At 74.1% G+C, this 20,107-nt stretch carries 14 protein-coding genes; 3 read left to right on the forward strand and 11 right to left on the reverse strand.

Annotated features, from left to right (window positions below; translation table 11 throughout):
* Positions 1 to 22 precede the first annotated feature (22 nt).
* On the forward strand, positions 23 to 1,549 hold the full coding sequence (locus D1J63_RS01245) for a CYTH and CHAD domain-containing protein (RefSeq protein ID WP_125627336.1): 1,527 nt from the start codon (positions 23 to 25) through the stop codon (positions 1,547 to 1,549).
* Between the two features lie 85 nt (positions 1,550 to 1,634).
* On the opposite strand, the gene D1J63_RS01250 is transcribed toward D1J63_RS01245, so the two are convergent.
* A complete protein-coding gene (locus tag D1J63_RS01250) occupies positions 1,635 to 2,024 on the reverse strand; it encodes a hypothetical protein (protein WP_125627337.1) in 390 nt (129 codons plus the stop codon).
* 210 nt (positions 2,025 to 2,234) lie between these two features.
* Between D1J63_RS01250 and D1J63_RS01255 the strand changes: the two genes are divergently transcribed.
* Positions 2,235 to 4,781, forward strand: a complete 2,547-nt coding sequence (locus tag D1J63_RS01255) for a discoidin domain-containing protein (RefSeq protein WP_125627338.1) — start codon at positions 2,235 to 2,237, stop codon at positions 4,779 to 4,781.
* Between the two features lie 62 nt (positions 4,782 to 4,843).
* Here the strand turns inward: D1J63_RS01255 and D1J63_RS01260 are convergent, their stop codons facing one another.
* The 4 genes from D1J63_RS01260 to D1J63_RS01275 form a co-directional block, all read right to left on the reverse strand.
* Entirely contained in the window at positions 4,844 to 8,218 is a 3,375-nt protein-coding gene (locus tag D1J63_RS01260; protein ID WP_125635102.1) for a pyruvate carboxylase, read from the reverse strand.
* Positions 8,219 to 8,344: 126 nt separating this feature from the next.
* Positions 8,345 to 9,346 (reverse strand): acyltransferase domain-containing protein, encoded by a 1,002-nt coding sequence (locus D1J63_RS01265; RefSeq protein WP_125627339.1) that lies wholly within the window; start codon positions 9,344 to 9,346, stop codon positions 8,345 to 8,347.
* Complete coding sequence (locus D1J63_RS01270) at positions 9,343 to 10,623, reverse strand: beta-ketoacyl-[acyl-carrier-protein] synthase family protein (protein ID WP_125627340.1); 1,281 nt, start codon at positions 10,621 to 10,623, stop codon at positions 9,343 to 9,345. Before D1J63_RS01270 ends, D1J63_RS01265 begins: the two co-directional genes overlap by 4 nt.
* Positions 10,620 to 10,898 carry a phosphopantetheine-binding protein gene (locus tag D1J63_RS01275; RefSeq protein WP_102932127.1) on the reverse strand — a complete coding sequence of 93 codons (279 nt, stop codon included), beginning with the start codon at positions 10,896 to 10,898 and terminating at the stop codon, positions 10,620 to 10,622. The genes D1J63_RS01270 and D1J63_RS01275 overlap by 4 nt, the downstream gene beginning before the upstream one ends.
* Before the next feature lie 461 nt (positions 10,899 to 11,359).
* Between D1J63_RS01275 and D1J63_RS01280 the strand changes: the two genes are divergently transcribed.
* A complete protein-coding gene (locus D1J63_RS01280; RefSeq protein WP_125627341.1) occupies positions 11,360 to 12,229 on the forward strand; it encodes a CAP domain-containing protein in 870 nt (289 codons plus the stop codon).
* A gap of 49 nt (positions 12,230 to 12,278) precedes the next feature.
* Here D1J63_RS01280 and D1J63_RS01285 read toward each other — a convergent pair whose 3' ends face one another.
* The 6 genes from D1J63_RS01285 to D1J63_RS01315 form a co-directional block, all read right to left on the reverse strand.
* Positions 12,279 to 13,607, reverse strand: coding sequence for a HAMP domain-containing sensor histidine kinase (locus D1J63_RS01285; protein WP_125627342.1), 1,329 nt, complete (start codon positions 13,605 to 13,607; stop codon positions 12,279 to 12,281).
* Positions 13,604 to 14,293, reverse strand: a complete 690-nt coding sequence (locus D1J63_RS01290; protein WP_164712677.1) for a response regulator transcription factor — start codon at positions 14,291 to 14,293, stop codon at positions 13,604 to 13,606. Before D1J63_RS01290 ends, D1J63_RS01285 begins: the two co-directional genes overlap by 4 nt.
* Before the next feature lie 53 nt (positions 14,294 to 14,346).
* Positions 14,347 to 14,853 carry a hypothetical protein gene (locus D1J63_RS37520; protein ID WP_277601456.1) on the reverse strand — a complete coding sequence of 169 codons (507 nt, stop codon included), beginning with the start codon at positions 14,851 to 14,853 and terminating at the stop codon, positions 14,347 to 14,349.
* A 91-nt stretch (positions 14,854 to 14,944) separates the two neighbouring features.
* On the reverse strand, positions 14,945 to 16,639 hold the full coding sequence (locus D1J63_RS01305; RefSeq protein WP_125627344.1) for a cellulase family glycosylhydrolase: 1,695 nt from the start codon (positions 16,637 to 16,639) through the stop codon (positions 14,945 to 14,947).
* A 176-nt stretch (positions 16,640 to 16,815) separates the two neighbouring features.
* Positions 16,816 to 18,417 carry a molybdopterin-dependent oxidoreductase gene (locus D1J63_RS01310; RefSeq protein WP_125627345.1) on the reverse strand — a complete coding sequence of 534 codons (1,602 nt, stop codon included), beginning with the start codon at positions 18,415 to 18,417 and terminating at the stop codon, positions 16,816 to 16,818.
* 52 nt (positions 18,418 to 18,469) lie between these two features.
* The gene (locus tag D1J63_RS01315; protein ID WP_125627346.1) at positions 18,470 to 20,056 is read right to left on the reverse strand and encodes an alpha/beta hydrolase; all 1,587 of its coding nucleotides are present in this window, start codon (positions 20,054 to 20,056) and stop codon (positions 18,470 to 18,472) included.
* Between the last annotated feature and the right edge of the window lie 51 nt (positions 20,057 to 20,107).

Genomic DNA, 20,107 nt, shown 5'->3' on the forward strand with positions numbered 1-20,107 from the left:
CGATCGTGTCGAAGGACTGAGCATGACCCAGTCGAAGCGCGAGACAGAGCGGAAGTACGAGCCGCCCTCCGGCGGCGTCGCCGGCCTGCCCGACCTCACCGGCGTCGGGCCCGTCGCCTCGGTCACCGCGGCCGGGCCCGAGGAACTGGACGCGGTGTACCACGACACCGAGGACCTGCGGCTCGCCGGGTCCTCGGCCACGTTGCGCCGTCGTACGGGCGGTCCGGACGCGGGCTGGCACCTGAAACTGCCCCTGGCCGGGGACACCCGGGAGGAGGTGTGGGCCCCGCTCTCGGACGAGGTGCCGGAGTCGCTGCGCGAGCTGGCCCTGTCCCGCACGCGGGGCGCCGAGCTGCGTCCGGTGGTACGCATCCGGTCCACCCGTACCGTGCGGCGGTTGCGCGACGCGGAGGGCGGGGTGCTCGCCGAGCTGAGCCTCGACGAGGTGCGCGCGGACGCGGCGGCGTCCGGCGGTGGGCGTGCCGAGTGGGGCGAGCTGGAGGTCGAACTCGCCGAGGGTGTCGACGCCGGGCTGCTGGATGTCGTCGAGAAGAAGCTGCGGAAGAAGGGGATCGTCCGCGCCGACAGCCCGTCCAAGCTCGCCCGGGCCCTGCGGGAGACGGGGGCGGGGGCGGGGCCGGAGCGTGGTCCGGAGGTGGTGGCCGGCTCTCCCGGCGCGTACGTGCTCGCGTATGTGAGGGAGCAGGCCGGCCGGCTGGTGTCGCTGGATCCTGCGGTCCGGGGCGACCTGCCCGACGCCGTGCACCGGATGCGCGTCACGTGCCGGCGGCTGCGCGCTTGCCTGCGCTCCTACCGGTCGGTCCTCGACCGGCGGGTCACCGATCCCGTGCGCGCGGAACTGCGCTGGCTGGCCGGCGAGTTGGGGGCGGCGCGCGATCAGGAGGTGCTGGGCGAGCGCATCGGTGCCGCGCTGACGGATCTGCCGGACGAACTCGTGCTGGGTCCCGTCGCCGCCCGGCTGCGCGTCTGGGAGGTGTCCCACGGCGGCGAGGCGCGGTCCCGTACGCGGGAGGCTCTGGCCACGCCCCGCTATCTGCGCCTGCTGGACGCGCTGGACGCCCTGGTCCGGCGACCGCCGCTGCGGGCCGGGGCCGGGAGGAAGCCCGCCCGTACGATGGCCCGGGCGGTGCTCGACGAGTACGGCCGTCTCGCCGGACGGATGGAGATCGCCCTGGCGCAGCCTGCGGGCCGGTCGCGGGAGACGGCGCTGCACGAGGCCCGCAAGGTGGCCAAGAAGCTCCGCTACGCGGCCGAGGTGGCGCGTCCCGCGCTCGGCAAGCCGGTCGCCCGGCTCGGCGAACGCGCCAAGGCGGTGCAGCAGCTGCTCGGCGAGCACCAGGACGCGGTGGTCGCCCAGCACACGCTGCGGGAGCTGGCGGTGGCCGCCCACGGGGCGGGTGAGTCCGCGTTCACCTGGGGGCTGCTGCACGGTCTCGAACGGGCGGGGGCCGAGGCCCGGCAGCGGGAGCTGACCGAGGTGTGGCGGGCGGCGTCGGACCCCGCGCTGCGGGCCCCGCTCGAACACTGACCCGCGGTGCGCCGCACACGGGACGGCCGTTCGGCGCGCCGCGCGGCTCCGTGTGTCCTCGCGCGCCGTGCGGGAAGAGCCGCCCTCACGCCGCGCGCGCCCGCTCCGGCAGGGCGCGCGGCGGAGCCGGTGGGGTGCGCGGCGGAGCCGGTGGGGTGCGGGTGGCGCTGACCCGGTAGGTGATCCGGTTCGGGTCGGCGAGCGGCTCGCCGAGCGATATCCGGCCCGCGGCGTGCAGCGTGTCGCACTCGGCGGTCGGCAGTGCGACGTAACAGCCGCCGCGGCCGGTGACGGAGTCGAGCGGGCGCCAGTAGCTGTATCTGCGCCGCCCGTCCGCGCGCACCGTGACGAAGACGGGCGTCCGCGCGTCGGTGACGATGCGCAGGACCTCGGCCTCGGCGGCACCGGGTTTCGCGCGGCGCCGGGCTTCGCCCGAGTCGGCGGAGTGCGGACGGACGGCGGCGGTGAGCGGCATCGGCTGTGGCCCTTTCAGGTCAGTGACTCGAGAACGCCTACCCGGTCCGGCCGGTGTTGATCTCGATGGACCGCATTCTTCAGCACGGCACTGACAAGTCCTGCCCGGACTATTGCCGGATCGATTACTCACCACTTAAATCACACCTTGAACTAAGCCGCTTCACAACGCGGTGGACCAATCCTGTCCGCATCCCCAGAAAGCACCCGCATGAGACTGAGATCCTTGGGTGTCGCGCTCGTCGCCACGGCGGCGCTCGTCACCCTTCCCGCCCCGATGACGGCCACCGCGGCCGACATTCCCCTCTCCCAGGGCCGGACGGCCACGGCGTCCTCGGCCGAGAACGCCGCAACGCCGTCCGGCAACGCCGTCGACGGCGACACGACCACCCGGTGGTCGTCGGCCGCGAGCGACGACCAATGGCTCCAGGTCGACCTCGGCACCACCGCCTCCGTCACCCGCGTGGTGCTCGACTGGGAGGCGGCCTACGGCAAGGACTACACGATCCAGCTCTCCCAGGACGGGAGCACCTGGACCGACGCGAAGACGGTCACCGGCGGCGACGGCGGCACCGACACGCTCGACGTCACGGGACAGGGCCGCTACGTCCGTATGCAGGGCGTCCACCGGGCCACGCCCTGGGGCTACTCCCTGTGGGAGTTCCAGGTCTTCGGCACCACCGGCGGCACCACGCCGGGCGGCTCGTGCGACAGCGCCAACGCCGCGCAGGGCAGGCCCGCCGCCGCCTCCTCCGTCGAGAACGCCGGGACGCCCGCCGCCGCGGCCTTCGACGGCGACCCCGGCACCCGCTGGTCCAGCCAGGCCTCCGACCCCCAGTGGGTGCGGGTCGATCTCGGCGCCGTACGGGACCTGTGCGAGGTGGACCTGAACTGGGAGGCCGCGTACGCCAAGGACTTCAGGATCGAGGCTTCCTCGGACGGGCAGAACTGGCAGACGCTCAAGAGCGTCACGGGCGCGACCGGGGGCAAGTCCTCCTACGCCGTCAGCGGTTCCGGCCGCTACGTCCGCGTCCTCGGCACGGCCCGTGCCACCGGCTACGGCTACTCGCTGTGGGAGGTCGCCGTGCACACCGGCACCACGGGCACTCCCCCGGTCGAGGGCGGCGGCGACCTGGGGCCGAACGTCATCGTCGTGGACCCCTCCACGCCGGGCCTCCAGCAGAAGTTCGACCAGGTCTTCGCCCAGCAGGAGTCCAACCAGTTCGGCAGCGGGCGCTACCAGTTCCTGCTGAAGCCGGGCACGTACAACGGGATCAACGCGCAGATCGGCTTCTACACCTCGATCTCCGGTCTGGGCCTCAACCCCGACGACACGCAGATCAACGGTGACATCACCGTGGACGCGGGCTGGTTCAACGGCAACGCGACGCAGAACTTCTGGCGTTCGGCCGAGAACCTCGCCATCACACCGTCCAACGGCACCGACCGCTGGGCCGTCGCCCAGGCGGCCCCGTTCCGCCGGATCCACGTCAAGGGCGGCCTCAACCTCGCCCCCAACGGCTACGGCTGGGCCTCCGGCGGCTACATCGCCGACTCGAAGATCGACGGCACCGTCGGTCCCTACTCCCAGCAGCAGTGGTACACCCGGGACAGCTCGGTCGGCGGCTGGACCAACGGGGTTTGGAACATGACGTTCACGGGCGTCGAGGGCGCGCCGGCGGGCAACTTCGAGACCGGCCCGTACACCACGCTCGACACCACGCCGGTCTCCCGCGAGAAGCCGTTCCTGTACCTGGACGGCGACGAGTACAAGGTGCGGGTCCCCGCCAAGCGGACCAACGCGCGCGGCGTGTCCTGGCCCGCCAACGCCGGTGGCACCTCGCTGCCGCTGAGCCAGTTCTACGTCGTCAAGCCCGGCGCGACGGCGGCGACCATCAACGCCGCGCTCGACCAGGGCCTCAACCTGCTGTTCACGCCCGGTGTTTACCACATCGACCGGACCATCGAGGTCGACCGCGCCAACACCGTCGTGCTGGGCCTCGGTCTGGCCACGATCATTCCGGACGGCGGCGTCGACGCCATGCACGTGGCCGACGTCGACGGCGTGCGGCTCGCGGGCTTCCTCATCGACGCGGGTCCGCAGAACTCCGACACGCTGCTGCGCATCGGAACGCCGGACGGGAACGCCGACCACTCCGCCAACCCCACGACCATGCAGGACGTGTTCATCCGCGTCGGCGGTGCGGGACCCGGCAAGGCCACCGACTCCGTCGTGGTCGAGAGCGACGACGTGATCATCGATCACACCTGGATCTGGCGTGCCGACCACGGCGAGGGCGTCGGCTGGGAGACCAACCGAGCCGACTACGGCCTGCGGGTCAACGGGGACGACGTCCTCGCCACCGGGCTGTTCGTCGAGCACTTCAACAAGTACGACGTCTACTGGAGCGGGGAGCGGGGGCGGACCATCTTCTTCCAGAACGAGAAGGCCTACGACGCCCCGAACGAGGCCGCCATCACCCACGACGGCATCGTCGGCTACGCGGCCTACAAGGTCGCCGACTCGGTGGACGTGCACGACGCGGTGGCGCTGGGCAGCTACTGCAACTTCACCGCGGACCCGACCATCGTCCAGCACCACGGGTTCCAGGTGCCGGTCAAGCCGGGGATCAGGATGCGCAACCTCCAGGTGATCTCGCTCGGCGGCATGGGCCAGTACCGCCACGTGATCAACGACACCGGCGCGGCCACGTCGGGGACGGACACCGTGCCGTCCAAGGTCGTCCAGTTCCCCTGAGCCGACGACGCGCCCCGCAGCGGTGCGGGGCGCGTCGCCCGTCGGGCCGGAAGCCCGGTTCCTCAGGCGAGTTGGACGAGGAGGTCGCCGCCCTCGACCTGCTGGATGCGGTTGATGGCGAGCCTGGTCACCGTGCCGGACTTCGGCGCGGTGATGGACGCCTCCATCTTCATCGCCTCGATGGTGGCCACGGTCGCCCCGGCCTCCACCTCGTCGCCCTCGGCGACGGCGAGGGTCACCACGCCGGCGAACGGCGCCGCGACGTGGCCGGGGTTCGTCCGGTCGGCCTTCTCCGTCGCGGGTACGTCGGTGGCCGCCGACCGGTCGCGGACCTGGATCGGGCGGAGCTGACCGTTCAGGGTGGCCATCACGGTGCGCATGCCGCGCTCGTCGGCGTCGCCGACCGCCTGCAGTTCGATGAGGAGCCGCACGCCGGGGTCGAGGTCGACGGTGTACTCCTTGCCCGGGCGCAGCCCGTAGAAGAAGTCCTTGCTGTCGAGGACGCCGGTGTCGCCGAACGAGGCCCGGTGGGTCTCGAACTCGCGGGCCGGGCCAGGGAAGAGCAGCCGGTTGAGCGTCGCCCGGCGGTCCTTCTCCAGTCCGGTGCGGTCGTCCTCGGACAGTTCGGCGAGCGGCTTGGCCTCGCCGCGGCCCCGCAGTGCCTTGGTGCGGAACGGCTCGGGCCAGCCGCCGGGCGGGGTGCCCAGCTCGCCGCGGAGGAAGCCGACGACGGAGTCGGGGATGTCGAACCGGTCCGGTTCCGCCTCGAAGTCCGCCGGGGAGACACCGGCGCCCACCAGGTGCAGGGCGAGGTCGCCGACGACCTTGGAGGACGGGGTGACCTTCACCAGGCGGCCCAGCATCCGGTCGGCGGCGGCGTACATGGCCTCGATGTCCTCGAAGCGGTCGCCGAGGCCGAGGGCGATGGCCTGGGTGCGCAGGTTGGAGAGCTGGCCGCCGGGGATCTCGTGGTGGTAGACGCGGCCGGTCGGGGAGGCGAGGCCCGCCTCGAAGGGGGCGTATACCTTGCGCACGCTCTCCCAGTACGGCTCCAGGTCGCCGACGGCCTGGAGGCCCAGGCCGGTGGGCCGCTCGGTGTGGTCGGTGGCGGCCACGATCGCCGACAGGGACGGCTGCGAGGTGGTCCCGGCCATGGACGCCACGGCGCCGTCGACGGCGTCGGCGCCGGCCTGGATCGCGGCCAGGTAGGTGGCGAGCTGGCCGCCGGTGGTGTCGTGGGTGTGCAGGTGCACCGGCAGGTCGAACTCCCGGCGCAGCGCCGACACCAGGGTCGCGGCGGCCGGGGCGCGCAGCAGTCCGGCCATGTCCTTGACCGCCAGCACGTGGGCGCCGGCGTTCACGATCTGCTCGGCGAGCCGCAGGTAGTAGTCGAGGGTGTAGAGCCGCTCGGAGGGGTCCGACAGGTCTGCGGTGTAGCAGAGCGCGACCTCGGCGACGGCGGTGCCGGTCTGCCGTACGGCCTCGATGGCGGGCCGCATCTGCTCGACGTCGTTGAGGGCGTCGAAGATGCGGAAGACGTCGATGCCGGTGGCGGCGGCCTCCTGCACGAAGGCGTCGGTCACCTCGGTGGGGTACGGGGTGTAGCCCACGGTGTTGCGGCCGCGCAGCAGCATCTGGAGGCAGATGTTGGGCACCGCCTCGCGCAGGGCGGCCAGCCGCTCCCACGGGTCCTCGGCGAGGAAGCGCAGCGCGACGTCGTAGGTGGCGCCGCCCCAGCACTCCAGGGACAGCAGCCGGGGCAGGGTGCGGGCGACGACGGGCGCCACGGCGAGCATGTCCTTGGTGCGCACCCGGGTGGCGAGCAGCGACTGGTGGGCGTCGCGGAAGGTGGTGTCGGTGACGCCGATGGTGGGCGACTCGCGCAGCCGGCGGGCGAAGCCCTCCGGGCCCAGCTCGGCGAGCAACTGGCGGGAGCCGGCCGGGGGTTCACCGGCGGGTACGGCCGGCAGCTTGGTCAGCGGGTCGATCAGCTCGGGGCGCTCGCCGTGCGGCTTGTTCACGGTGACGTCGGCGAGGTAGGTCAGCAGCTTGGTGCCGCGGTCGGCGGAGTGCCGGGCGGTGAGCAGGTGCGGGCGCTGCTCGATGAACGAGGTGGTGACCCGGCCCGCCTGGAAGTCGGGGTCGTCCAGGACCGCCTGGAGGAACGGGATGTTGGTGGCGACGCCGCGGATGCGGAACTCGGCGACCGCGCGCCGGGCCCGGTTCACGGCGGTGGTGAAGTCCCGTCCCCGGCAGGAGAGCTTGACCAGCATCGAGTCGAAGTGCGCGCTGATCTCCGTACCGGCGTGGGTGGTGCCGCCGTCGAGGCGGATGCCGGAACCGCCGGGCGAGCGGTAGGCGCTGATCCGGCCGGTGTCCGGGCGGAAGCCGTTGGCCGGGTCCTCGGTGGTGATGCGGCACTGCAGGGCCGCGCCGCGCAGGGTGATGTTCTCCTGGGCGAGTCCGAGGTCGGCGAGCGTCTCGCCGGCGGCGATGCGCAGCTGGGACTGGACCAGGTCGACGTCGGTGACCTCCTCGGTGACCGTGTGCTCGACCTGGATGCGGGGGTTCATCTCGATGAAGACGTGGTTGCCGTCGCGGTCGACGAGGAACTCCACGGTGCCCGCGTTGCGGTAGCCGATCTGCCGGGCGAAGTTCACGGCGTCGGCGCAGATCCGCTCCCGCAGGGCCGGGTCGAGGTTGGGCGCGGGCGCCAGCTCGATGACCTTCTGGTGGCGGCGCTGCACCGAGCAGTCCCGCTCGAAGAGGTGGATGACGTCGCCCTCGCCGTCGGCGAGGATCTGCACCTCGATGTGGCGCGGTTCGACGACCGCCTTCTCCAGGAAGACCGTGGGGTCGCCGAAGGCGGAGGCGGCCTCGCGGGAGGCGGCCTCGATGGCCTCGCGCAGCTGGGCGGGTTCCTCGACGCGGCGCATGCCGCGCCCGCCGCCGCCCGCGACCGCCTTGACGAACACGGGGAAGCCGACCTCGTCGGCGGCGCGCACGAGTTCGTCCACGTCGGTGGAGGGCGCCGAGGAGCCGAGCACCGGTACGCCGGCCTCGCGGGCGGCGGCCACGGCACGGGCCTTGTTGCCGGTCAGTTCGAGGATGTGGGCGCTGGGCCCGACGAAGGTGATTCCGGCCTTTTCGCAGGCGCGGGCGAGTTCGGGGTTCTCGGACAGGAACCCGTAGCCCGGGTAGACGGCGTCGGCCCCCGCACGGCGCGCGGCGCGGACGATCTCCTCCACGGAGAGATACGCGCGCACCGGATGCCCCTGCTCCCCGATCTCGTAGGCCTCGTCGGCCTTGAGCCGGTGCAGCGAGTTGCGGTCCTCGTGCGGGAAGACGGCGACGGTGCGCGCGCCGAGCTCGTAGCCCGCCCGAAACGCACGGATCGCGATCTCACCGCGGTTGGCGACCAGCACCTTGCGGAACATTCTTGATCCCTTCAGCCTGCCGGGTGACGAGACCATGGTGTCGGCGCCGCCCTCGGTACGCCATGTGAGCCGGGCCACTCCCGGTTCCCTCATGTACGCGCGCCGTCCGTGCCGGGTCAAGGGCCTTCACGGCAGGGCGGTGGCCAGGCGCCGGCGGATGCGGTCGAGGCCGGCCGGGGTGCGGGAGGGGGCGGCGGTGGCGCAGCCGGGCAGGGCGGCCCGGGCGAGGGTGCTCAGCAGGGCCCGGGGGCCGCTGTCGAGGTAGGTGATGAAACCTGCCCGGCGCATCGCGTGCAGCGTGCGGGGGAGGGCGAGGGGCTCGGTGAGGTGGGCGGCCGCCACGGTGCGCAGGTGGGCCGGGGCGCGGGCGGGCCCCACCGTGGTGGCCGTGTACACGGCGAGGGTGGGCGGCGCGACGGGCTGGGCTCGCAGAAGGCGCCGGAAGGCCCGGTGGACCTCGGTGAGCAGCGGGTGGTGGTAGGCCGTACGGCTGGTCAGCGGGGTGGCGCGGCGGCCGAGCGCCAGGACGGTGTGCCGGACGGCGGCCAACTGGTCGTCGGGACCGGCCAGGACGGTCTGGCCGGGGGCGTTGCGGGCGGCGATCAGCACCTGTGGCAGGTCCGCGGCGCTCAGCAGGTCCGCCGCCTGCTCGGCGGTCAGGTCGGTGGCCAGCAGGCCCGCCGCGGGCAGCGCGGCCTCGCGCAGCAGCCGGTCGCGGACGTGCAGCAGCCGGACCCCCTGTTCCGGCGTGATGACGCCGGCCACGGTGAGCGCGGCGAGGTCGCCCACGCTGTGCCCGAGCACCGCGTGGACGGGCGGCACGGCGAGGTCGAGCAGGACGGTGGCACAGGCGACCACCGCGGCGTAGGTGGCCAGGTCGAAGCCCAGGGGATCGGCGCGCACGAGCCGGCCGGGTTCGGGTGCCGCGGGGTCGGTGAGGAGACCGGCGACGGACGCCCGGGGGCCGCCGAGCGCGGTGCTGTGGGTGTCCACCGTCCGCAGCACCCGGGCGACGGAGGGGACTTCGCCCAGGTGACGCAGGGCGCCGGGGAGGTAGGCCCCTTGGCCGGGGCACATCAGCACGGTGCGCGGTGTGCCGCCGGCGGGGGCCGGGAGGCCGTCCCTCATGAGGCGAAGGCGAGCGCCACGTTGTGCCCGCCGAATCCCATGCTCGTCGTGACGGCCGCGAGCGGCCCGGAGGGAAGTGCCGCGGGGTCGCGGCCGACGACGTTCAGGCCGACCTCCGGGTCCACCCGTTCGAGACTGCACGCGGGAGGTGCGGTCCTGTCCCGCAGGGCGAGCACGGTGAGGACGGCCTCGATGGCTCCGGCGGCACCGAGGGTGTGCCCGAACGCGGCCTTGGTGGCGCTCACCGCGATGTCGTCCACGCCCTTGGCGAAGACGCTGTGCAGGGCCCGCGCCTCGCCGAGGTCGCCGAGCGGCGTCGAGGTGGCGTGGGCGTTGACGTGCCCGACCCGCTCCGGAGCGAGCCCCGCGTCGCGCAGCGCGGCGTCGACCGCGGCCGCGCAGCCCGTTCCGCCGGGCGCCGGCTGGGCCACGTGGTGGCTGTCGTTGGTGATGCCCGCGCCGGTCAGCCGGCCGTGGACGCGGGCGCCGCGGGCAGCGGCGTGCCGGGCGCTCTCGACCACGAGCAGGCCGGCTCCCTCCCCCATGACGAAGCCGTCCCGGTCGGCGTCGAAGGGTCTGGAGGCTCCCTTGGGGTCGTCGTGGCGCCGGGAGAGGGCCCGCAGCCGCGCGAACCCGGCCAGGACGAGCGGATGCAGTGCGGCCTCGGCGCCGCCCGCGACCACGATGTCGGCGCGGCCGTCCCGGATCATGCCGAGGGCCTGGGCGAGGGCCTCGGCACCGGAGGCGCAGGCGCTGACCGGGGCGTGCACCCCGGCCTTGGCGCCGACCAGCAGCCCCACTTCGGCCGCCGGGTGGTTGGGCAGCATGACCGGGATGGTGCGCGGGCTCACCCGCCCCGGACCCTGCGTCCGCAGGCGGCGGTCCTGCTCGAGGACGCTGGTGATCCCGCCCAGCCCCACCCCGACGACCACCGCCACCCGCGAGCCGTCCGCGGCGAGTGCCGACACGTCGGTGAACCCCGCGTCGCGGACGGCCTCCCGCGCGGCGACGAGGGCGAACTGCGCCGCGCGGTCGCAGTGCGCCGCCTTGGCGGGCGACAGGACGGTCCCGGGGTCGACGGCGGCCGGGGCCGCGAGGTACTCCTGCGCGGGCCCGTCCGGCTCCCCGAGGGCGACCCGCTCGACGCCGCACACGCCGTCCAGCAGGGCCCGCCAGGTGGTGGGGACGTCGCCGCCCAGCGAGGTGGTCAGCCCCAGCCCCGTGACGACGGCGGCCCGCTCCTCGGGGGCCGGGTCGGCCGCGTGCCGTGGGCTCACGCGGTGCCGCCCGCGGGGGCGGCGACGGCGTCGGCGAGGTGGGCGGCGATCTGCCGCACCGTCATGAGCTGTTCCGCCTGCTCGTGCGGCACCTCGATCTGCCAGCGGTCCTCGATGGCGGCGACCAGTTCCAGCCGGGCCAGCGAGTCGACGCCCAGGTCGTCCTGGAGGGAGGAGTCGGGATGGATCTCCTCCACGGCCAGGTCCTCGACCGTGGCGGCCAGCAGGTCACGTACTTCGTCGAGCAGCCGTGATTCATCGGCGGTGGACGGCATGTCCGGTTCCTCCTCGGTCGGTGCCGGTGCGCCCGGAGGCGGTGGGCGGGAGGACCCGGTCCCCCGGGCGCACCGGTGGTGTCCGGCGATCTGCCGGTTGCACGCCGACAGGCTGTCCGGCCGTCCGGGGCGGCAATCGCCGTGGCCGGGGTGACGGCGGAGCGTCGGGGGCACGTCCGGAGGCCCTGTGGGCACCCGTGTCCTCCTTTCACTGTGAAGCGCCCCGCCGTGGACCGAGGGTGGCGGACGGCGGGTGCGTAAGGGGCGGGTGGTGGTGCCGTACTTCCTCAACGGACTTTGGCGGCTCTTTTAAGGCTTTCTGAAGATGACCTTCGAACGGCCGTTTCCACGCCGGTCGCGTCCTAGGCTCTCGAACACCCCCCACAGTCCCGGTGGGCGCACTCGCGTCCACCGGGTACGGGGGCTCCGTCAGCCGACCGACAAGCCGAGGTGTCCTGCGCATGGGTTCCCGCCGAGCCGCTCGCCCGTCCCGCTCCCACGCCCGTCCCCGCGGCGGGCTCAGGACCCGCGGCACCGCGCTGGCCCTCGGCGCCATCACCCTGACGGCGGGCGTCGGGATCACGCTGGCCGTCACCGACGGCGAGGACGGCGGGGCCTCGGACCGGGTCACCGCGAACGCCGCCGACCAGGCACCGAACGCCGAGGACGCGGCGGGCGGTGCGGCGCCGCTCGCCTCCGCGTCGGCGAGCCCGAGCGCCACGGCGAGCGCTTCCCCGAGCGAGAGCGCCGAGCCGAAGAAGAAGCCCGAGAAGTCGGCGAGCCCGACGACCCGTGCCGCGAAGGCTTCGGCACCGGCCTCGGAGGCTCCCGTCAAGGTCACCACGAAGAGCGCCGGCGACGGGCCGGGCGGCGAGGGCTCGTCCGGCGCGGGCAGCGGCTCGGGGTCGGGCGGCGGCTCCGGGTCCGGCTCGGGCTCCGGCGCGACCGGTGGTGCCGAGGCGCAGGTCCTGGCGCTGGTGAACGAGGAGCGGGCCGCGGCGGGCTGCTCGCCGGTCACCGCGAACGACAGGCTGACCCGGGCCGCGGACGACTACAGCGATGTCATGGCGAGCAGCGGTGTGATGTCCCACACGGGTCCCGACGGCTCCACCATGGCGAGCCGCGTCGAGGCCGCCGGCTACCAGTGGTCGACGCTGGGCGAGAACATAGCCCGGGGCCAGGCGGACGCCGCCTCGGTGATGGACTCCTGGATGAACAGCCCCGGCCACCGCGCGAACATACTCAACTGCTCCTTCAAGGAGCTGGGCGTCGGCGTCCACTTCGGCGACGGCGGCCCCTGGTGGACGCAGGACTTCGGCACCGGCCGCTGACGCCGGCCGGCCCGGCCTCGGCTCCGCGGCGGACACCGCCACCGGGACCTCAGCGTGCGCCGCCGCCGGGCACCGGCGCGTCCGCCAGCGCGAACGACACCGTCACCCGCGCGCCCCCGAGCGGCGCGCGGGCGATCGTCAGTTCGCCGTCCGCCGTACGGGCGGCCCGGGCCACGATGTCGAGGCCGAGCCCGGTGGAACCGCCGACGCTGACGCCCCGGGTGAGTGCCGCCCGGGGATCGGCCACCCCGGGGCCGGCGTCGTCGACGGTGAGGTGCACGTGCGCCTCCCGCCGTTCCACGCGCACGAGGAACCGGGTGCCCTGCGGGGTGTGCCGGAAGACGTTGCCGATCAGGGCGTCGACGACGGCCGCGAGGTCGTCCTCGGGGAAGGCCACGGGCGTCGGACGCGGGGTGAGGGAGCGCTCGAACGGACGCTCCTGCTGGGCGGCGAGGACCGACCAGAAGTCCAGCCGCATGGCGACCACCTCGGCGACGTCGCACGGTTTCGCCGTGCCCGGCCCGGCCCCGGTGAGCTGCGCCGACGCCAGGGGCGTGCGCGCCGCCGCGATGATCGAGTCCAGCTCGCGCTCGAGCTGCCCCGCCGCCTCCGTGACCCGCTGGGCGCTCGGCGTCGCGCCCATCCGGTCGGCCTCCAGGTAGAGCGCGGTCAGCGGGGTGCGCAGCCGGTGCGAGAGGTCGGCGACCAGTTCGCGCTCGACGGCGAGCAGGTCGACGACCCGGTCCGCCATGGTGTTGAACGCCGCTCCCGCCTCCTGCAGCTCGGGCGGGCCGTCCGGTTCCACCCGTACGCCGAGGTCGCCGGAGCCGAGGGCGAGGGAGGCCCGCTTCAGGCCCCGGGAGGAGCGGACCACGCGGGCGCCGAGCCGGTCGGCGACCAGCACCGAGCCGCCCACCAGCCCGACGGCGAGCAGGGCCATCACGCCCCAGGAGGCCGCGACGCCCCGGGTGAGATCGGCGGCAGGCACGTACGCCTCGACGACCGCGACCCGCTCGCCCCGCAGCACGACGGGCTGGAGGTAGGCCCAGCCGTCGGGGGTGTCGACGGCGAGGGTCTCGCGCCCCCGTACGGCCCGGTCGAGCGCCTCCTCGGACGCGTGCGGTGTCCCGACGAAGGTGCCGTCGGGCAGTCGTACGACCAGTTGGTCGGAGGAGCCGAGTTCCGCGACGGCCTGCTGGACGTCGGCGCGCCGGGTGGTGAGGGCGAGCACCGGCGAGAGGGCCGCGGCCCGCTGTTCGGCCGCGGTGGTGACCCGGTCGCGAGCCTGTTCCCGGACGAGGAGGGCCAGCGGGATGAGGAAGGACAGCGCCACCATGGAGGTGACGGCCAGGGCGATCCCGGCGAGGGCTCGTCTCATGGCGCGCTGACCAGCTTGATGCCGATGCCCCGCACGGTGTGGAGGTAGCGGGGCTTTCGCGCCTTCTCACCCATTTTGCGCCGGAGCGCGGAGAGATGGACGTCGACCGTCTGGTCCTCGACGTACGGCTGCTGCCACACCTCGGTGAGGATGCGCTGCCTCGAGATGACCTGGTCGGCGTTGGCGGCCAGGTAGGCGAGCAGGTCGAACTCCCGCCGGGTGAGTGCGAGTTCCCGGCCGCCGAGGTGGGCGGTGCGCGCGGTCGGGTCGATGCGCAGGTCGGCGACCCGGAGGACGGGCGGCCGTGCGGCGGGGAGGTCGGCGGGCACGGAGCGGCGCAGTACGGCGGCGAGCCGGGCCGCGAGCTGACCGCCGGAGAACGGCTTGACCAGGTAGTCGTCGGCCCCGGCATTGAGCAGCCTGATGATCTCGGACTCCTCGTCCCGGGCGGTGGCGACCAGCACCGGGACGCGGGATATCCCCCGGATCATCCTGAGCACGTCGAGTCCGTCGAGGTCGGGCAGCCCGAGGTCGAGCACGACGATGTCCGGCGGGCTCTGGGTGATGTCGCGCAGCGCCTCGAAACCCTGGTGTGCGGTCTTCACCGCGTAGCCGTGTCCGGTGAGGACCTCGATCAGCGCGGCCCGGATCACAGGGTCGTCCTCGACGACAAGTACGGAGGCCATGGGCAGGCACGTTAGCCGGTCCGTCACTATGGTGTCGTGTCCCGCCTCCTGCGCTACCTGATCATCTGGCTGTCCTGCACGGCGGCCAGTGTCACGGCCGTCATCATCACGATCCACTTCGTGGTGGGCTCGACCCGGCCGACCGCACCGGTCGCGCAGACGGCGCCGAAGGAGCTTCCCGCCCCGCCCCGGCCGACCGTGTCCAAGACCGTGACGGCCACTCCCAGCCCGTCGCCCACCAGCCGGGCGCCCCGCCCGACGCCGTCCCGCACCAGCGCGGAGCCGCCCGGGCCGACGCCGGCCCCCACGCCGACGCCGAGCGCCCGCACCACTCCCCCGCGGTCCCCCGGGGGCGGGGGCGACCCGGGGTGCGAGGAGGGCGGGGCGGGCGTGTACACGGTGCCGTCCGAGGGCGGCAAGGCGACCGTGCGGTTCGGCGGCGGCGGGGTGTGCCTGATCTCGGCGGTGCCGAACCAGGGCTTCACGGTGAGTACGGAGCAGAGCGCGCCGCAGACGCTGAAGGTGACGTTCGCGGCGAGCCGCCACCGCTCGGAGATCACCGCGACGACACAGCCGCAGAGCCGGGCCGACGTCCGTGAGGTGTCGTGGTGACGTTCCTCACCCGCGCCCTCCTCTCGCCCCTGCCCTCGGTCAGGCGGTCACGCAGGAGGCTCCGTCGAGGGTGAACGCCGCCGGGGCGGTGTTGGTGTCGCCCTTGCGCGCGGTGAAGCCGAGGGTGACCGTGCCGCCGGCCGGGATGGTGGAGGTGTAGGAGGCCGGGGCGACGCTGACCGCGCCCGCGTCCTGGGTGGCGGTGCCTCCCCACATGTTCGTGATGCTCTGCCCGTCCGCGAAGGCGAACGCGAGCGTCCAGGGACCGACGGCTTCGCTCCCGGTGTTGCGGACGGCGATCTCGCCCTGGAAGCCGCCGGGCCACTCGCCCACGACGCGGTATCCGACGGAGCAGGACGCGCCCGGGGTGCCGCCGCCCTCGTCGGTGGTGACCTCCACGGCGGCGGAGCGGGCGGACCGGTTGCCGGCCGCGTCGCGGGCGTAGACGGCGAAGGTGTACGTGGTGCCGGCGCTGAGGCCGGTCACGGTGGCGGTGGTGGTCGTCGAGGATGCGATCCGGGTCTCGGTGCCGTCGCCGACCCGGACGACGTCGTAGCCGGTGACCGCGGTGTCGTCGGTGGCGGCGGTCCAGCCGAGGGTGACGGAGGTGTCCGTGACCGCGGTGGCGGCCGGGGTGCCGGGTGCCGTGGGGGGCTGGGTGTCGTCCGGGGCTCCGCCGCCGTAGACGGTGGCCTCCTTCGAGGTCCCGGCGATGCCGTTGGCGCCGTGGAAGATGCGTTCGCCCCAGTCGCTGAGCCTGCTCGGGTCGAAGTCGAGCGCCAGGTCCAGGATCGGGTCGGTGTTGCCGCTCCACGACCAGGCGAGGTAGCCGAGGCCGAGCTGCTCGGCGGTGGCCATCATGGTGTCCTCGTCCGGGTCGCCGTACTGGTCGGCGGGGCCGCCGAACTCGCCGATCAGGATGGGCAGTTTCGCGTCGACGAAGGCGTTGAGATAGTCGGTGATCTCCTGGGCGGTGTCGAAGACGCTGTACATGTGGATGGAGAAGACGAGGTTGCCGGTGGGGTCGGCGTCGTAGACGGTCCGCGCGTTGGCGCGCATGACGCCCTGCCAGTCCTGGCCCCAGTTGGGGGCGTCCACCATGATCGTGTGCTGGAGCCCGGCGGCGCGCAGCTTCTTGACGGCCGCCGTGGTCGGCTCCGTCCAGCCGGCGGGGTCGGTGTTGCCCCAGGGCTCGTTGCCGATGTTGACGACGACGTAGTCCTCCTGGCCGGCCAGCACGTCCTTGAGGCCGATCCAGTAGTCGGCGGCGTGGTCGAGGGTGCCGGCCGCGGCGTCCTCGCCGTATCCGGTGGTGTCGTGCACCTCCAGGACGCAGATCAGCCGGTTGGCCTTGCACTGCTCGATGACGGCGGCGACGTCCTCGGGACCGTTCTCGCTCCAGCGGTACCCGTCCGAGAGGACGACCCGGACGCTGTTGGCGCCCAGCGCCTTGACGTCCGCGAGCGACTGCGTCTCGCCGGGGTACCAGGTGTGGGCGTGGTTGACCCCGCGCATGACGAAGTCGTTGCCGTTGCGCTCGAGGAGGCGGCCGTCACTGACATGCAGGCCGACCGCCTGCGCGGCGCCGGCCGCCCGGGTGCCGGGTGACTGGGCCAGGGCGGCCCCCGGGAAGAGGGACCCGGCGACGACCAGCCCTATCAGGGCGGCCAGAACGGTCGGCAGGCGGGCGGAGAGCGTCTTCGGTACGGGCGTATCGCGTCTTGCTGTGCGCACGGCGACTCCAGGGCGGGTAGTGCGGGCACGGACGGCGAGCAATGTTGTGGGAGCGCTCCCACAAGCACCACCATGAAACTGGCGCCGCCGCGTACACGTCAATAAGCGCGACAGAAAACGCTTGCCCCGCCGGGCGGGCGGGGCCGGTACCCCGCCCGGAGGCCGTGCGCCCGGGGTCATCCGTCGACCGTCACCACCACGGAATGCCGGCCGCTCGCGCCGTCGGGCACGGTACGGGTGCGCTTCTCGGTCTGCACCTCGCCGGTGCGGTCGGTGGCCCGCACGGTGAGGTGGTGGCCGCCCCTGGTGGCCTGCCAGGCGTACGACCACTGCCGCCAGGTGTCGCGCGAGTCCTCGGCCGCGAGGGTGGCCTCCTGCCAGGGCCCGTCGTCGACGCGGATCTCGACCTTGTCGATGCCGCGGTGCTGGGCCCAGGCGACTCCGGCGACCATCACCGTGCCCGCCTTCGGCCGGGCGAACGGTTTCGGGGTGTCGATCCGGGACTGGGTCTTGACCGGTGCCTCGCGGGCCCAGTCGCGCTCGACCCAGTAGGCGTCGTAGGCGTCGAACGTGGTCAGCTCGATGTCCTCGATCCATTTGCACGCGGAGACGTAGCCGTACAGGCCGGGCACGAGCATGCGGACGGGGAATCCGTGGGCGAAGGGCAGGGGCTGGCCGTTCATGCCGACGGCGAGCATGGCGTCGCGGCCGTCCATGACCTCCTCGACCGGGCTGCCGATGGTCATGCCGTCCACGGAGCGGGCCACCAACTGGTCCGCCGGGCCGCCCTTCGACGGGGGCCGGACGCCGCACTCGTCCAGCAGGTCGGCGAGCCGGACGCCGATCCAGCGGGCGTTGCCGACGTACGGGCCGCCCACCTCGTTGGACACACAGGTGAGGGTGATGTCCCGCTCGATCAGCTCGCGCCGCAGGAGGTCGTCGAAGGTCAGCGTCCGCTCCCGGGCGACGCCGTCGCCGTGGACGCGCAGCCGCCAGCCGGTGGCGTCCACCTTGGGCACCACCAGGGCGGTGTCGACGCGGTAGAAGTCGCCGTTGGGGGTGATGAAGCGGCTGACCCCCTCCACCCCGGCCCGTGCCCGCCGGGGCACCGCCGGGGCCGGGGAGCCGGGCGGCGGAAGGGTGACGTTCTCGCGTGAGGCGACCGCCTCCCGGCCGCCCGCGCCGCTCAGGGCCCGGCCGAGGACGCCGGCCCCCGCCGAGGCCGCGGCCGCGGCGGTCGCCGCGAGGACGAAACGGCGCCGGTCCCAGCCCTCGCCCCGCTCCCCCGGCTCCGTCCGGTGCGGTGCCGGGAGGAGGCCGGCGAGGACGTACAGGAGCACCGCGCCGGCGATCGCCCCCAGGACGGAGGGGAGGGCGTCGGTGACACCGGTGGAGTCGGGCCTGCCGAGGGCCGCCGCGGCGCCCACGACTCCGAAGGCGAGGACTCCCCCGGCACCGGTGCGCCGGTGGCGGACGGCGAGCGCGCCGAGGGCCAGGGCGAACAGGGTCAGTACGGCGAGGATGCCGAGCAGGAGCACGAGCTTGTCGTCGCTGCCGAAGGTGCGGATCGCCCAGTCCTTCACGGCGGTCGGCGTACGGTCGATGGCGGCTCCGCCGACCGCGACGACCGGCCCGGCCTGCGGGCGCACCGCGGCCGCCGCCGACTCGGCGACGGCGAGGGCGGCGCCACCCGCCAGGAGGCCGCTCAGGGCCCCCAGCGGGAGGCGGGTCCGGGTCCCGGCCGACGAGGTGCGTGGGGTCTTGTCGTGGTCGCTCACAAAGGTGATCCGGCACCGGGCGGCGGACGGATTGGTGGCGCGTCGCCCGCCGTCACGGCGTCCCGGCCCCGGTCCCCGGCTCCGTCCCCGTCCCGAAGGCGTGGCCGAGCACCGTGCGCATCGCGTGCCGCACCGCCGCGCGCGACTCGTCGGTCACGTCGATGGTCTCGAAGCCGTGGTGGCCGTTCGGCACGTCGATCACCTCCACGTCCGCCCCGCGGTCCTTGGCCTCGGCCAGGAACTCCTCGACGGTGGCGGCGAGCTCCGGCATCTCCAGCCCCACCCGGGTGAGCACGATGGGCAGGTCGCCCGCGTTCGCCACGGCGCGCACCGGTCGCAGGCGGGTCTCGGACAGCCCCCAGTTCGGCAGCGGCGCGAGAACGGGGTAGGTGGCCGCCAGGCAGCGCAGCCATGCCGGGGGCGCGTCCAGCCAGTCGGCGGCGATCAGGCCACCGCCGGAGAAGAACCACAGCGCGATCCGGTCCCCGTCCACCCGCGGATCGGCCCGCGCCAGTTCCACGGCGGCGGCCACGTCCGCGGCGGCCCGCTCGTAGTCGCCGAGGTCGTGCAGGCGGTGGTCGAGGAGGACGCCCACGGCTCCGTCCCCGGCCACGCACCGTGCGTACCCCGTCAGGCCCGGCCAGTCCCTGGGGGTCGGCCGGGCGTCGGCGGGGACCGGGCCGCCGTGCACGAACACCACCGCGGGGCGCGGCTCCCCGGCGTCGGGCAGGTAGAGGTCGATGTTTCCGTGCCGTTCCCTCGGGACGTCGGGCACGTCCATCAGGAACGGCCGCAGGTGCCCCGGCCCCTCGGCGTCGTCGACCGGCTCCAGCCGGTGTCCCTCGCCCGCCGCGGCCCGCAACAGCACGTCCGTCAGCTCGGCGGGGCAGGACAGCATCGGCCAGTGGCCGGTGGGGAGTTCGAAGAAGGTCACCCGGGGGTCGGTCAGGGGGCGCAGCGCGGGGTCGCCCAGGCGCACCAGCATCTGCATCAGCTCGATGCTCGTGCCGTTGCCCGTGCACAGCACGCCGGTGGTGGGCACCGGGGCGACCGCGCCGGTCAGCCGCAGCGGCTGGAGCAGGGTGCCCAGGGGCTGGGGCGCGGCGAGGGCGGTGAGCCGGTCCAGTGCGGCGTCGGGGACTCCCGCGGTGCTGCCCCAGCGCGGCCACTCGTCGAGCGCCGGGGGCGGCAACAGGCCCGGGGTCTCGTCCGCCCCTGCGGTTCCGGCGGTTCCGGGAGTTCGGGCGAGACGGTCGCGCAGGGACTGGTCGGGCACGGCGGCCAGGGCCGGGACGCCGTCCCTCGGCAGGCCCGAGTCCAGGTAGACGATCCGCTCGATGTGCTCGGCGCGCCGGTCGGCGGCACCGACCGCCGGGTGGATGCCGTAGTCGTGGCCGACCAGGACGATCCGCCGGCCCCCGGCCCCGCCCGCGGCGCCGACCACCGAGTCGACCACCGCGAGCACGTCCGCGATGTGGGTCTCCAGGTCCACGGCACCGTCGCCGGCGGCGCGCGGTCCGTCGAGGCCGGTGAGGGCGACCGTGTGCACCTCGGAGCCTGCCGCGGTCAGGCGCGCGACGGTGTCCTGCCAGATGTGGGTGCCGGTGAACATGCCCGACACCAGGATGAACGCGGTCATGGTCTGCTCTCTCCTCCGTCCGTGGCGCGGCCCGGCCCGATCACCGGCCCG

This window comes from Streptomyces sp. KPB2 (assembly GCF_003950055.1).
In the GTDB taxonomy this organism is placed as follows: domain Bacteria; phylum Actinomycetota; class Actinomycetes; order Streptomycetales; family Streptomycetaceae; genus Streptomyces; species Streptomyces salinarius.

Excerpts from the sequence above, each read along its gene's own strand:
- D1J63_RS01245 (WP_125627336.1), top strand. The coding sequence starts at position 23 with ATGACCCAGTCGAAGCGCGAGACAGAGCGGAAGTACGAGCCGCCCTCC.
- D1J63_RS01250 (WP_125627337.1), bottom strand. The coding sequence starts at position 2,024 with ATGCCGCTCACCGCCGCCGTCCGTCCGCACTCCGCCGACTCGGGCGAA.
- D1J63_RS01255 (WP_125627338.1), top strand. The coding sequence starts at position 2,235 with ATGAGACTGAGATCCTTGGGTGTCGCGCTCGTCGCCACGGCGGCGCTC.
- D1J63_RS01260 (WP_125635102.1), bottom strand. The coding sequence starts at position 8,218 with ATGTTCCGCAAGGTGCTGGTCGCCAACCGCGGTGAGATCGCGATCCGT.
- D1J63_RS01265 (WP_125627339.1), bottom strand. The coding sequence starts at position 9,346 with ATGAGGGACGGCCTCCCGGCCCCCGCCGGCGGCACACCGCGCACCGTG.
- D1J63_RS01275 (WP_102932127.1), bottom strand. The coding sequence starts at position 10,898 with ATGCCGTCCACCGCCGATGAATCACGGCTGCTCGACGAAGTACGTGAC.
- D1J63_RS01280 (WP_125627341.1), top strand. The coding sequence starts at position 11,360 with ATGGGTTCCCGCCGAGCCGCTCGCCCGTCCCGCTCCCACGCCCGTCCC.
- D1J63_RS01285 (WP_125627342.1), bottom strand. The coding sequence starts at position 13,607 with ATGAGACGAGCCCTCGCCGGGATCGCCCTGGCCGTCACCTCCATGGTG.
- D1J63_RS01290 (WP_164712677.1), bottom strand. The coding sequence starts at position 14,293 with ATGGCCTCCGTACTTGTCGTCGAGGACGACCCTGTGATCCGGGCCGCG.
- D1J63_RS01315 (WP_125627346.1), bottom strand. The coding sequence starts at position 20,056 with ATGACCGCGTTCATCCTGGTGTCGGGCATGTTCACCGGCACCCACATC.